Annotated in this window: 13 protein-coding genes; 6 read left to right on the top strand and 7 right to left on the bottom strand. The window is 64.6% G+C overall.

The window, feature by feature from the left end:
- Positions 1-168: 168 nt before the first annotated feature.
- Complete coding sequence (locus tag ACSBP4_RS00450) at positions 169-732, bottom strand: hypothetical protein (protein WP_435551051.1); 564 nt, start codon at positions 730-732, stop codon at positions 169-171.
- Positions 733-821: 89 nt separating this feature from the next.
- On the opposite strand from ACSBP4_RS00450, the gene ACSBP4_RS00445 reads away from it, so the two are divergent.
- Positions 822-1,259, top strand: a complete 438-nt coding sequence (locus ACSBP4_RS00445; RefSeq protein ID WP_435551050.1) for an acyl-CoA thioesterase — start codon at positions 822-824, stop codon at positions 1,257-1,259.
- A 699-nt stretch (positions 1,260-1,958) separates the two neighbouring features.
- On the opposite strand, the gene ACSBP4_RS00440 is transcribed toward ACSBP4_RS00445, so the two are convergent.
- On the bottom strand, positions 1,959-2,897 hold the full coding sequence (locus tag ACSBP4_RS00440) for a hypothetical protein (protein ID WP_211249102.1): 939 nt from the start codon (positions 2,895-2,897) through the stop codon (positions 1,959-1,961).
- Positions 2,898-3,171: 274 nt separating this feature from the next.
- Positions 3,172-4,293 (bottom strand): TIGR01177 family methyltransferase, encoded by a 1,122-nt coding sequence (locus ACSBP4_RS00435; RefSeq protein ID WP_435551049.1) that lies wholly within the window; start codon positions 4,291-4,293, stop codon positions 3,172-3,174.
- Between the two features lie 170 nt (positions 4,294-4,463).
- On the opposite strand from ACSBP4_RS00435, the gene ACSBP4_RS00430 reads away from it, so the two are divergent.
- Complete coding sequence (locus ACSBP4_RS00430; RefSeq protein WP_004267580.1) at positions 4,464-5,024, top strand: TATA-box-binding protein; 561 nt, start codon at positions 4,464-4,466, stop codon at positions 5,022-5,024.
- A gap of 452 nt (positions 5,025-5,476) precedes the next feature.
- The gene (locus ACSBP4_RS00425; protein WP_435551048.1) at positions 5,477-5,896 is read left to right on the top strand and encodes a DUF7344 domain-containing protein; all 420 of its coding nucleotides are present in this window, start codon (positions 5,477-5,479) and stop codon (positions 5,894-5,896) included.
- A 16-nt stretch (positions 5,897-5,912) separates the two neighbouring features.
- Here ACSBP4_RS00425 and hisG read toward each other — a convergent pair whose 3' ends face one another.
- From hisG to ACSBP4_RS00410, 3 genes are all read right to left on the bottom strand, one after another.
- The gene (hisG, locus tag ACSBP4_RS00420) at positions 5,913-6,770 is read right to left on the bottom strand and encodes an ATP phosphoribosyltransferase (RefSeq protein WP_435551047.1); all 858 of its coding nucleotides are present in this window, start codon (positions 6,768-6,770) and stop codon (positions 5,913-5,915) included.
- A 213-nt stretch (positions 6,771-6,983) separates the two neighbouring features.
- Positions 6,984-7,622 carry a hypothetical protein gene (locus ACSBP4_RS00415; protein ID WP_006648566.1) on the bottom strand — a complete coding sequence of 213 codons (639 nt, stop codon included), beginning with the start codon at positions 7,620-7,622 and terminating at the stop codon, positions 6,984-6,986.
- Positions 7,623-7,632: 10 nt separating this feature from the next.
- The gene (locus tag ACSBP4_RS00410; protein ID WP_049965175.1) at positions 7,633-8,001 is read right to left on the bottom strand and encodes an SHOCT domain-containing protein; all 369 of its coding nucleotides are present in this window, start codon (positions 7,999-8,001) and stop codon (positions 7,633-7,635) included.
- Between the two features lie 405 nt (positions 8,002-8,406).
- Between ACSBP4_RS00410 and ACSBP4_RS00405 the strand changes: the two genes are divergently transcribed.
- On the top strand, positions 8,407-9,804 hold the full coding sequence (locus ACSBP4_RS00405; protein WP_435551046.1) for a permease: 1,398 nt from the start codon (positions 8,407-8,409) through the stop codon (positions 9,802-9,804).
- 28 nt (positions 9,805-9,832) lie between these two features.
- Here the strand turns inward: ACSBP4_RS00405 and ACSBP4_RS00400 are convergent, their stop codons facing one another.
- Complete coding sequence (locus ACSBP4_RS00400) at positions 9,833-10,030, bottom strand: CopZ family metallochaperone (protein ID WP_049965173.1); 198 nt, start codon at positions 10,028-10,030, stop codon at positions 9,833-9,835.
- Positions 10,031-10,156: 126 nt separating this feature from the next.
- Here ACSBP4_RS00400 and ACSBP4_RS00395 point away from each other — a divergent pair, with 126 nt between their 5' ends.
- Together ACSBP4_RS00395 and ACSBP4_RS00390 are read left to right on the top strand one after the other, a co-directional pair.
- Complete coding sequence (locus ACSBP4_RS00395; protein WP_049965172.1) at positions 10,157-10,747, top strand: AsnC family transcriptional regulator; 591 nt, start codon at positions 10,157-10,159, stop codon at positions 10,745-10,747.
- An 84-nt stretch (positions 10,748-10,831) separates the two neighbouring features.
- Entirely contained in the window at positions 10,832-13,429 is a 2,598-nt protein-coding gene (locus ACSBP4_RS00390; RefSeq protein WP_435551045.1) for a heavy metal translocating P-type ATPase, read from the top strand.
- Positions 13,430-13,453 lie beyond the last annotated feature (24 nt).

The following is a 13,453-nucleotide window of genomic DNA, read 5'->3' as shown; positions in this document are numbered from 1 at the left end:
CTCGGGACGGCGGTTCCTGATGTCGAACCGACGGCGCTGGTCGTCACGGCATCGACTTCGAGATGCACGAGGGGACCAGCGATCGGCTTCACGTCTCGGGGCTGCTGGCCGAATTGGGCCGAGAGGCCTGACTGACGACGCTTCTGGGAGACTGTGGCTCATTCCCGATCAGCCGGTCCCGTTCTCGAGTCGTTCCATCGCGTTCGGTTTCCAGACGTGCAGGCAGCCGATCACGAGGCAGATTCCGCCGGTGCTAATCGCATCGAGCGATCGCTCGGTTCCGTGGGCGGTCAGCCCGATGCCGACGATGCCGACGCCCGCAGCCGAGACGAGGACGCCGAACGCGCGACTCGAGAGGGAGACGTACCGCGAGAGAACCAACGCGAGCGCGAAGGGGATCGCCGCGGCGAAGGTGATCGCCAACTCGCGGTCCAGCCACTGCCCGTCGGCGGCCGTCAGCAGGGAAAGCACCGCGGCGGTAATCGCCAGACAGCCGAGTAACGCCAGCCCGGCCCGGGCGTTGCGATCGCGCCAGCGGGTCCGCGAGACGTAGCCGTAGCCGAGCCACAGGCAGAGTAGCCCGACACCGCCGAGTCCCCGGACCGCGTCCTGTACCGACGCCGCGTCCACGAGGGTCCGATACGTGAGTCCAACGACGATCACAGCAACGAGCCCGAGACCGAGGAGGTGGGCCCACCGCGGCGGCTCCCGGGCTGGGGTCTCTCGACTCATGGGATTTCCTCCGAGTTCGGTGCGAAAAAACGTCTCCTCTCTCACACGTGGGGGTCGTTTTCTTCAGGTCGTCGTGCGAACGTCTCCGTATGCCAACGCTTCTCGAGACCCACATCCGGAACAGGTTCCGCGTCCAGCCCAATCACGCGAACAACAACGACACGCTCCACGGCGGCAACCTGATGAAGTGGCTCGACGAGGTGAGCGCGATGTCGGCGATGCGCTTTGCCGGCGAGACCTGCGTCACCGCTCGCGTGAACGAACTCGACTTCGAGCGCCCGATCCGGATCGGCGACACGGCCCTCGTGGAGGCCTACGTCTACGACGCCGGCCGGACGAGCGTCCACGTCGCACTGCGCGCGTGGCGCGAGGAACCCCGCAGCGGCGAGACCGAGAAGACCACCGAGTCGACGTTTACCTTCGTCGCGATCGACGAGAACGGCGAGACGGTCCCGGTCCCCGATATCACCGTCGAGACCGAGAAGGGGGAACGGCTTCGGGATCGCGTCCACGAGCTCGGGGACTGACTCTGTCTCACTCGAGCAAGAGAATCCACGGCAATGCGTTCAGAGTTTGGAGCCGAAGGAGGAAGTAATCAGGTCGTTGTCCCTGTCGACGAGGTTCAGATTCACGGACTTGGGGCGTGACCGGGCCAAGATAGGGCGCCGTCGAAGTTCCGACGAGCGAGGTACTCCACCCCAGTTCGTTCACGAGTGTCCCGTCACAGCCAGTGCGTGCGCCCGCGAACAGCGCATTGACGGGGCCGAACTTACCATACCAGAGCGTACCGTGGTGGATGGCTCTGCGATCCCAGTTTTGTGCAACGTGTCGGCGGTGTCGGCAATGTGTGCATCTGATGTCCGGGACTAGCCGCCCACTTCTCGTGAGTTGGCTGGGGATGATCGGTGGCGTCGATCCTGTATCATTGGCCGTGTCCTTTAGGTCTCAACCAGTGTTTGTCCAACTCATTGTTAAGATAAGGTGGGAAAAAAATGAAATGTGGGGGAGATGTAAAAACAATATGGTGGATACACAGAGGTTAGGCCGCGCTCTTGCAGCGGTTGCGGGTATGGGAATTGCAGCAGTAGTTGGTGTTCTATTCTTAGATTGGGACGTATCTACTGCGGTCTTGTTCGTCGTGATTGGATTCCCCGTTTTTTCACATTATTCTACTTGTTCTACGTCCCAAAAAACCCTGATATAGATAATCGTAGTCAATAGATAGCCTAGCAGAATCCTAATTTACTGCAAGTTGTTTCTGCATTGATATAATCGTTTCCAGCCGGCATACAAGCATCTTGGCCAAATTTATCGAAGACTATACAGATGACTGATGCTAATGCGCCACAGGCCAGCGACCCGATTCCGACGGTGGCAGTTAAACAGATAGTGCCAATTGATACACCGCATCCTATTGTACAGGCGGCTTCGTACGTTCCCTTACAATCGCCACAAGAGGGATCTATATCGGGCATCCCAGGGATGTCGTCCCAGTGAGGGATATCTTCCGGCCCATCTATCTCAGGAAGTTCAGGATCGAAACTAGGCACATCCGGAATAAGTCCGGCCGCTGTAACACTCTTGTCGTGTTCACTGGTAGAAACGGAGTGTGAACCGAGATCATTGAGGTTTACACCAGCCCGTGAAACCTGAACATCATAATTACCAGTGCTGAGAACACCCGGACCGGAGGAATTAGACTCTCCTCCGTCTGCTGTCAGCCGCTCCAGAACTAATCTCTGTTCACCGGACCAGTTCTTGTAAGCCCAACTTCTCATCGACTGACTTGCTTGGATACGGCCATCTTGAACCAAAAACGCCAGATCAGCGATTGGTTGTCCGTCAGACTCAACGAGCAAGGAAACGACGTATCCAGCGTTCTTCCGCTGGTATTTGTAGACACTTGTATCGCTCTCGGCAATTCCACCGCCCCATTCATTCCGTATGTATTCTCTATATTTTGCTAGCTCATTACTCTCGAGAACTAGTTCTTTCAGTCTGTCTGCCTGCTTGTTTTCGATCTCCTCGATAAGCGGATCTGTTTCCGAACCGACTGCTCCTACAGAACTGGATCCGGTCCCGAGCGCTCCAAGGCCGATGCCTGCAGCGGCAGTATTTCGAAGAACTGATCGTCGTGAGAATGGGCTTTCACGTCTATTTCCCATGGCCCAGATTAATGTTGACGCATATGAATATAAATTTTTCTATTAGGATGATATTAATGGTGGCTTCTAATTCTGTTCAATTATATATGGGTTGGTTCTGGCCGAATTCAGCTCGGGTCTCAGTACGACACCGATTCGAATCACTCCATTTTCGAGCCCGACCAGATTCAGAAATCACAACGATACCGGGAACACGCCGAGCGGTTCAGGTTACTGAAATAGCCTAGCCGCTGTGGTTCAGCCGTTTCGGCCTCCGACGGACTCGAGGAATCGATCAAGACGGGCGCCGCTCGAGGATCAGCACGTACCGCGTCAGCGACCGATGGACGCGGCGCTCGAAGGCCGACTCGAGTTCCCATCCCGCGGCCCGCGCCTCGTCGGCCCACGAGCGGTCGGCGATCATGACGGCCCGCGGCGCGACCCGGTGGGCCTCCGCGAGCGCGCCCGCGACGAGGTCCTCGAGCCGGTGGGTGTCGATCTTCGACTGGCGGCCGTAGGGCGCGTCGAAGACGACGCCGTCGACCGCGTCGTCGGCCAGCGGCAGCCGGGTCCCGTCGCTGCGGGCGACGTGCCAGTCCCCGCGGGCGACGCCGGTCGGCGACGGGCGCTCGGGCTCGAGGAAGTGGGTCAGGTTCTCCCGCGCGCCCCGGACCATCTTCGCCTGCGCGTCGGTACCGATCACGTCCGCGCCGACGAGGCCGGCCTCGACGAGGCCGCCACCGGTCCCACACATCGGGTCGAGGATCGTCGCTCCCGCTCGAGCGCCCGCGACGTTTGCGACCGCCCGCGCGAGCAGGGGGTCCATGCTGCCGGGCTGGAAGAACGGTTTGTCCGTCGGTGCGCGTGTGCCGAAATCGCGGACGCTCTCGGCCGCGAGCCAGCCAAGCGCACAGACCGAGGCCGGGTCGCCGTCGGTTCCGGCCCCGACACTCGTCTCGTCGCCGGCCGACTCGAGGACGTCACCGCTGCCCGCGAGCGCCCCCTCCGAAAAGACGACCCGCAGGCAGTGATCGGGGTCCTCGAGGTCGACCGAAAACCCCCGGTCGACCAACACCGCGCCCAGCTCGCGTTCGGCCCGTTCGGTACTCACGCCCGTCGAGCCGTGGACGTCCGTCGCGCGCACGGCGACCGACCCCTCGCGGTCGATCGCGGCGGCCTCGAGGATCGCGCGGGCGCTCGCGAGGTCGGCGTCGCCCCGCCCGACCAGTTCGCTCGCGCGGTGGGTGTAGGCGAGGCCGCGGACCCGCTCGGGGACGACCGCGTCGGCGACGGCCAGCCCGGGCGCGATCCTTTCGACGCCGACCGCGGCGCTTTCGGCCTCTCGGGCCGCGAAGGCGTCGTCCTCGCCGCCCAATTCGAGCAGATACACGCCCGATGGTCGCGGCGGCGCGGCCATGAGCCTACCGCTTTCCGCGAACCGTATACTGTGATCGAATACCACGGCCTGAAACCGCAAGCAGCCCGGAATCGGCGTCTCGGCCGCTTCGGCACGGAGGGTATATACCGGATATATCAGGTGGCGGTACCAACCTTTATAAACCTTAAATACGTCTTTTTAAGCGACTAATGACGGATCCGAAGGACACCATCAACATCGAAAACGTGGTGGCGTCGACCGGCATCGGACAGGAACTCGACCTCCAGAGCGTCGCGATGGACCTCGAGGGGGCCGACTACGATCCCGAGCAGTTCCCCGGTCTCGTCTACCGCACCCAGAATCCCAAGTCCGCCGCGCTGATCTTCCGGTCGGGGAAGATCGTCTGTACCGGCGCGAAAAGCACCGACGACGTTCACGAGAGTCTTCGAATCGTCTTCGACAAGCTCCGTGAACTCCAGATCCAGGTCAACGAGGACCCCGAGATCGTCGTCCAGAACATCGTCACCAGCGCCGACCTCGGTCGGAACCTCAACCTGAACGCGATCGCGATCGGGCTGGGGCTGGAGAACATCGAGTACGAGCCCGAGCAGTTCCCCGGGCTCGTCTATCGACTCGACGACCCCGAGGTCGTCGCCCTCCTGTTCGGCTCGGGCAAGCTCGTCATCACCGGCGGCAAGAAGCCCGAAGACGCCGAACACGCCGTCGACAAGATCGTCTCCCGGCTCGAGGACCTCGGCCTGCTCGAGTAACGGCGTCCGTTTTCGTGCCGCGTCACCCGCGGCCGACGCTACCACCTCTTCAGTCGCGGACACGCCGGTCGATGCCGGCGCATCCGACGGCACTGTTTCCTTCCTCTCGTGTGGACTGTTGTCCGTCGTTTTCGGCACAACCGCGATCGTCCTGCGGTCGCGCCGTGAAATCGGTCCAACGGTTCCAGCAACAGCGGATCCAACAGTGACTCGCCGCGAGCAGCGATGGCGGTATCGTCCACCGGTAATCCCGATTTACTCGCCTTCAGTGTCGTCCGTTCCGTTCGGCCCGCATCGCTCGCTTCGATAGTCGCCTGTTCAATCGTCTCTTTCACCGAATTATCGACTGTTCAATTCCCGCCCAGCGCGTCCCACTCGCCTGAATCGAGTCGGACTCGTCGAAACGACCGCTCGCGTTTATCGGGGTCTCCGTCCCTGACTCTCACGTGCCCATGACGATCCACCCAGACCGCTCGACGGTCGTTTCGGACCGGTCGCGGCTCGGCAACGACGGCGGGATCGGTCGCCGACCGCCCTCGCGAGAGACGATCCGTCAGGCCGTCGACAGCGACCGGCGGCGCGAGGTCATCCGCTGTGTCCTCGTCGCCGACGGCCCCGTCCCATTGCGGACGTTGGTCGGCCGACTCGCAGACGCCGAATACGATCCGACCGTCGGGACGACGATCCACCGACTGCGCCAGCGGATCCACACCTCGCTGTGTCGAACCCACCTGCCGCTGCTAGAGGATCACGATATCGTTACCTGGGACCGCACCCGGAGCCTCGTCGGCCCGGCCGCCAACTGCGGAGCGTTCGAATCCGTCCTCGAGATCGACTCGCTCGAGCGGCCGATCTCCGCTCGCTTGGAGTAAGGAGTACCGCCCGCGGCTACTCGACGAGTCGCTCGATCTCGGTCACCAGAATATCGCTTGCGCCGGCCTCCTTGACCGCCGTGATCGTTTCGAAGACGTCGCTCTCGTCGACGACCGCGTGGACGGCCACCTTCTCGCCGTCCTCGTCGTCGGCGATGTCCATGACCGTCGGCCCGCCCAGTCCCGGAATGACGTCACGGACCGCCTCGAGTCGGTCCTGTGGGACGTTCATCATCAGGTAGCGTTTGCCTTCGGCCTGCTTGACGGAGCCCAGGGCGGTCCGGACCTCGTCGACTTTCGGGTCGTCGAGGACGTCCTCGCGACCGAACAGCCGGACCGAACTGGCAAGGACCTCCTCGACGACCGCCAGCCGGTTCATCTTCAGCGTGGTCCCGGTACTCGTGATGTCGACGATGGCGTCGGCCATCTCGACGTGGGGGGTGAGTTCGGTCGCGCCCGACACCTCGACGATGTCGGGGTCGATGCCGGTTTCGGCGAAGAAGTCCGCCGTGATGTTCGGGAACTCGGTCGCGACCGTCTTGCCCGCCAGATCATCGACACCATCGATACCGCCGTCCTCGGGTGCCGCGAGGACCAGTCGGCAGCGCCCGAACTCGAGATCCAGTAGCTCCGAGACGTTGTCAACGCGTGCTTCCTGCACTTGGTCGAAGCCCGTAATGCCCAGATCGGCCGCGCCGTCGGCGACGTACTCCGGGATGTCCGCGGCGCGGGCGAACAGCACCGTCACGCCGGGGTCGACGGTGTCCGCGTAGAGCTTTCGGTCCGCTCCGTTCTCGAGGTGCAGCCCCGCCCGCTCTAAGAGATCGATCGTCGGCTCGTGCAGGCGGCCCTTGTTGGGAACGGCGATTCGCATATGCACGTCCTTGGACGGCGGCGGGGAACTGTCTTTTCATCCGAGCGGTCGGCTCGAGGGACCGCGATTCGTGCGTCAGGTAAACGGGCCCATTGAGGGGACGCCGGTACCCTGGCCGCGCGGTATCGGGTCCGATGACGTGGGGGCCGCGCTGGGACGACTTCCCGGCACGGGCTCGGTCGAAACGCTCGAGGAGTAGATCGGCACGGTCCGTCACGATCCCTGCAGCCGTCGATACCCCTCGTAGAGTGCGGGCAGCCCCAGGGGAAGCGACAGCGTTCCGAACCCGACGATGGCGATCGGTGCGAGCCCATGACGTCGAATCGCAAGCGCCGCCGCTCCGAGCCCGAGCAGCGCCACGGCGTAGGCGGCGTTGCTCCAGAGCGGGTCGTAGGACGAACAGTACAGCCAACAGACCAGCGTGTACGACGGCGCGTTCCACGTCGCGGGCTCGAGTTTCGGCCAAAAGAACCGACAGTAGGTCGTCAGGCTGAGCATCGAAAGCGCCGGGAGGCCGACGAGCCACAGCTCGGCCCCGCGTCGGACCCGCGATCCCCACCGCCGGTAGCCGGCCAGAAACAGCGACGGGAAACAACCGACCCACAGCCAGATCCCGACCGTGTAGCTGATCGGCCAGTGTTCGATGCGGGGCTGTTCGATCGGGAGCCGGAGCGACGGCGGCAGCGTCAGCCACGGAAACGACGGGTCGGGGACCGGGTTCGTCACGAGCGCCGCAAGACAGAGCCCCGTCCCGACGACGAGCCCGACGAGTCCGACCGTCGTATACTGCTCGAGCCACCGGGAGACCGCGTGCCGATCGGGGCCGACGACCGCCGTGCTAGTGTCGGGCATCGGTCTCCGTTTACTCGTCCCGCTCGAGCGCGTCTCGGCGCTGTTCGTACTCCTCGTCGCTCAGGTCGCCCCGAGCGTACGCCAGCCGCAGTTCCTCGAGCGCGCGGTCGGTGTCGTCTCCGCCGGCGATCGCCCGGTAGACGAGGTAGCCGCCGCCGACGACGGCGGCGACGAACAGGAGCTGCATCAGGACGGCGACGAGCGGCAGCCAGCCGGGTGTCGTTCCGCCGTCCCACATCCCGTGGCCCCACATGCCGCCCATCATGGGGCCGAATCCCATCATTCCAACCCCCATGAACGCCATTGGCAGTACCACGAGGGCACCGATGGCGATGAGGACGATCGTGGCGAGTCGCGTGTCGCGTGTGTCGGTTGCCATGAGATCTCACCGGCGACGGAACGGTCCGTCTCCGGCTAGGGATACGGGGTTGTGACTCAATGCGGTTCTCCTTTGGAATGCAATGTCTGAAAATGCCCTCACTTCGACTTTCACAGTTCTATCGTCGGCCACTGACGCGATCGAACCGTGATCCCTCGCTGTCACAGTGAGGCGGTTCCCGCCCCATCGGGAGTTCGACGCGAGACGGCCACGAGGAGACGGTGCTTGTAACCCGGAGATCACCGTGTAGTCTTCCTGAACCGGTTTCTGGTGCTTCTGGGCGGTCGGTCCGTACCACTACGGCGTGTGGTTCGCCGACCGCTTTCGACCCCGTCGTTCCGGACGGGCGATGACATCGGTTTCCCAAGGGAAATCGCAATAGTCGATTCCCACGACCTCCTACACATGGACGTATCACTCGTCGAGGGAGTCCTCGAGTCGCTCCGGATCGGCGTCGGATTCCTCTGGACGGCGGCGTGGGCGATCATCATGGGACTGACGATCACTAGCCTCGTGCAGGTCTACGTCTCGAAGGAGCGGATGGCGGGCGTTCTCGGGGAGAGCGACCTCTCGAGTCTCGCGACGGCGACGGTGTTCGGCGCGGCCAGCAGCGGCTGTAGTTTCGGTGCCGTCGCCATCGGGAAGGGGCTGTTCGCGAAGGGCGCGCACGCGGTGAACGTCCTCGCGTTCATGTTCGCTTCGACGAACCTCATCGTCGAACTCGGCCTGATGATCCTGCTCCTGCTCGGCTGGGAGTTCCTCGTCGCGGAACTGCTCGGCGGTCTCGTCCTCATCGCGGTCATGGCAGTCATCGTCCGGCTGACGCTCCCGGAGCCGCTGTTCGACGAGGTCCGTGCGGAACTCGAGCGCGAGGACCGCGAGAGCGGCGGAATGACGGATCCGACCTGCGGCATGGAGGGGTCGGACGAACACACGATCGTGACCGACGGTGGCGAGACGCTCCGATTCTGCTCCGAGGGCTGTCTCGAGACCTATCGGCAACAGACCGCCAGCAACGGCGCGTGGACCGACGAACTCCGGTCGTGGGGCGGCTGGTACAAGATCGCGAACCAGTACCGGAAGGAGTGGTCGATGCTCTGGACGGACGTCGTCGCGGGGTTTCTCGTCTCGGGCTTCGTCATCGTGTTCGTCCCCCAGTCGGTCTGGAACGCGCTGTTTCTCGGGGGCGACGGCCTGCTCGTGACCGCCGAGAACGCAGTGATGGGCGTCGTGATCGCCGTCATCAGCTTCGTCGGGAGCATGGGCAACGTCCCGTTCGCGGTCGCCCTCTGGGGTGGCGGGATCAGCTTCGCCGGCGTCATCGCGTTCGTCTACGCCGACCTCATCACGGTGCCGGTGTTGAACGTCTACCGGAAGTACTACGGCTGGTCCGTCATGCTGTATATCCTCGGCGTCTTCTTCGTGACGATGGCGTTTACCGGCTTTCTCATGGAACTGCTGTTCGACGCGCTCGGCATCGTCCCGAACCTGGCCGGCGGCGAGACGGCGACCGAGCAGCGGTACTTCGAACTGAACTATACCTTCTATCTCAACCTCGTCGCCTTCGCCGTCTCCGGGTTCCTCCTGTTCGTGTACCGTCGCGGGCTCGGTGCCCCCGGGAAGTACCGCGACCCGGTCTGTGGGATGCGAACCGACGACGACGGCCCGAGCGCGACACACGACGGCGAGACCTACTACTTCTGTTCGACCACCTGCAAGCGGGCGTTCGAGGACGCGCCGGCCGACTTCGCGGCGCACCCGCCGCGGGTGTCGGACGACGGGTCGTCGCACGACCACCACTGACGCCGCCGTCAGTCGTTGAAAAAACGGGTTAGGCCGACGCGTCGTAGCCGGCCTCGTCGACCGCGCTGACGAGCGCTTGCGGGTCCGCATCTCCCTCGACGGTGGCCTGTTGGGTCTCCCGGTCGACGGCTACCGATTCGACGCCGTCGACGCCCTCGAGCGCCTCTTCGACGGTCTGTTCGCAGTGTTCACAGGACATGCCTTCGACGGTGATGGTCCGACTCATACGCGGGTGTAGGGACGCCGGCTCTTTGTACGTTATCGCTTTCGAGACGAGGGACGGACAACTCTCGAGTTCGGATTCCAAAGCGAGAGTCGACACGAACTTTGCGCTCGAGTCCCAACGGGCGGTATGCGCGACCTCGACGAGACCGACATGAAAATCCTGCGACTGCTGGGCGAGAACGCCCGGCGGCCGTTCAGCGAGATCGCCGACGAAGTCGACCTCTCCGGACCCGCCGTCTCCGACCGCGTCGACCGCCTCGAGGAGGCCGGGATTATCAACCGGTTTACGATCGACGTAGACCAGTCACAGCTCCGGGCGGGGGTGCCGGTGTTCGTGCAGGTCACGGCCCCGCCGGGCACAGTCGAGGACTGCCGAACGGCGGCCGCCGAGGCCGACGCCGTCGAACACGTGTTCGTCACCGCCGACGGCGGGGTCTGGTTCTACGCCCGCGCACAGGTCCAGCGGGTCCGCGAGTGGCTCGAGGGACTGCTCCCCGACGCTGCGGGCATCGCCTACGACGTGACGCTGATGGACGACGCCGAGTGGACGCCGTCGCTCGATGGGACGCAGTTCGCCTTGACCTGCGCGGAGTGTGGCAACACCGTCGACAGCGAAGGGGAATCGAGCCGGATCGACGGCGACGTCTATCACTTCTGCTGTTCGTCCTGTCAGGGTCGGTTCGAGGACCGCTACGACCGGCTCGAGGAGGGTGCCTGACTTTCGACTCGAAAGTAAACACCTCGATATCCTTTGGATTCTGGTCAGTAAAGGGGGTAAGACGGGATCCCCTACTAGCTGGTAATGAGTACTGAGACCACACACTTGGACATCCGGGGCATGAGCTGTGCGAACTGCTCACAGACTATCAGTGACGCCCTGGAATCCCGTGACGGCGTGGCGCAAGCGACCGTCAACTTCGCGACCGACGACGGCACCGTCGAATACGATTCCGAGACGATCACGCTGGCCGAGATCTACGAGACGATCGACGAGGCCGGCTACGAGGCCGACCGTGCGAGCCGCTCGATCGGGATCACCGACATGAGCTGTGCGAACTGCGCTGAGACCAACGAGACGGCTCTCGAGTCCGTGCCCGGCGTCATCGACGCGGAGGTCAACTATGCGACCGACGAGGCGACCGTCACGTACAACCCGGCCGATGTCTCGCTCGAGGCCCTCTACGAGGCCGTCGAGGACGCCGGCTACACGCCCGTTCGAGACGGGGACGGGGGCGACGAAGCGTCCGATCAGGACCGCCGTGACGCGGCCCGTCAGGCGGAGATCCGCAAACAGCTCCGGCTGACCCTCTTCGGTGCAGTGCTTTCCGCCCCGTTCCTGTTCTTCCTCGCCGACAAGTTCCTGCTCGGCGGGACCTACGTCCCGGAGACGGTCTTCGGGGTCTCCTTCGGCTGGGTCGAGTTCCTGCTCGCGACGCCGGTCTACGTCCTGCTGGGGCGGGAGTTCCTCGTCAATTCCTACACGGCGCTGGTACGCAACCGGACCGCCAACATGGACGTCCTGATCGCGCTCGGCTCCTCGACGGCGTACGTCTACAGCCTCGTCGTCCTGCTTGACCTGCTCGCGGGCAATCTCTACTTCGACACCGCCGCGATGATCCTCGTGTTCATCACGCTGGGCAACTACCTCGAGGCCCGTTCGAAGGGCCAGGCCGGCGAGGCCCTGCGGAAGCTCCTCGAGATGGAAGCCGAGACGGCCACGCTGGTCGACGACGGGGGGACCGAGGAGGAAGTGCCGCTCGAGGACGTCGCGGTCGGCGACCGGATGAAGGTCCGGCCGGGCGAGAAGGTGCCGACGGACGGCGTCGTCGTCGACGGCCAGTCGGCGGTCGACGAGTCGATGGTGACCGGCGAATCGGTCCCCGTCGAGAAGGAAGCGGGCGACGAGGTGATCGGCTCGACGATCAACGAGAACGGCGTGCTGGTCGTCGAGGCGACGAAGGTCGGCGAGGACACGGCCCTGCAGGGGATCGTCCAGACGGTCAAGGAGGCCCAGTCGCGCCAGCCGGAGATTCAGAACCTCGCGGATCGGATCTCGGCGTACTTCGTCCCCGCGGTCATCCTGAACGCGACGTTTTGGGGCCTGATCTGGTTCCTCTTCCCCGAGGCGCTGGCCGGCGTCGTCGGGTCGCTGCCGCTGTGGGGGCTGGTCGGTGGCGGTCCGGCGACCCTCTCGGCGTTCGAGTTCGCGATCGTCGTCTTCGCCTCTTCCGTGTTGATCGCCTGTCCCTGCGCGCTCGGGCTGGCGACCCCCGCCGCGACGATGGTCGGCTCCACGTTGGGTGCCCAAAACGGCGTCCTGTTCAAGGGTGGTGACATCCTGGAGCGCGCGCGAGACATCGACACCGTCGTCTTCGACAAGACCGGGACGCTGACCACCGGCGAGATGACGCTGACCGACGTGGTCGCACTCGAGGGTGAGGTGACTGCAGCGGACGGCGGCGAGACGGCGGCCGACGGCGGGGCGGTAGTGACCCGCGACTCGCTCGACGAGGACGCCGTCCTCCGTCTGGCCGCCAGCGCCGAGCGCAACAGCGAACACCCGCTCGCGCAGGCCATCGTCGAGGGCGCTGAAGAGCGGGGCCTCGAGCTAGCCGACCCCGAGGAGTTCGAGAACGTCCCCGGACAGGGCGTCCGGACGACCGTCGAGGGCCGCGAGGTGCTGGTCGGCAACCGGCGGCTACTCGAGGGCGAGGGCGTCGATCCCGCGCCTGCCGCCGCGGAGATGGAGCGGTTAGAGCGCGAGGGCAAGACGGCGATGCTGGTCGCGGTCGACGGCGCGGTCGCGGGCGTGGTCGCGGACGCCGACACCGTCAAGGACAGTGCCGCGGACGCGGTCGCGGCCCTGCGCGAGCGCGGCCTCGACGTCATGCTGATCACCGGCGACAACGAGCGGACGGCTCGCGCCGTCGCCGAGCGCGTGGGGATCGACCCCGACAACGTCCGCGCGGGGGTCCTCCCCGAGGACAAGGCCGACGCCCTCGAGGACATCCAGTCGACGGGTCGCAAGGCGATGATGGTCGGCGACGGGGTCAACGACGCGCCCGCGCTGGCGGTCGCCCACGTCGGCACCGCCATCGGCTCCGGGACGGACGTGGCCATCGAGGCCGCGGACGTGACCCTGATGCGCGACGACCCGCTCGACGTGGTGAAGGCGATCCGGATCTCCGAGGCCACGCTGGCGAAGATCAAGCAGAACCTCGTCTGGGCGCTGGGGTACAACACCGCGATGATCCCGCTGGCCTCGCTCGGGCTGCTCCAGCCCGTCCTCGCGGCCGGCGCGATGGCGCTGTCGTCGGTGTCGGTCCTCTCGAACAGCCTGCTGTTCCGCCGGTACACGCCGGACCGGGACTACGAACTGCTCGGCCGACTCCGGCGCTGATCGGCGCTCGAGCGACCGTCGATC

Origin of the sequence: Natrinema sp. CGMCC1.2065 (assembly GCF_051225675.1) — an archaeon.
In the GTDB taxonomy this organism is placed as follows: Archaea; Halobacteriota; Halobacteria; order Halobacteriales; family Natrialbaceae; genus Natrinema; species Natrinema thermotolerans.
Note: the sequence above shows the minus strand (reverse complement) of the source record. Positions and strands in the feature narration are given on the sequence as shown.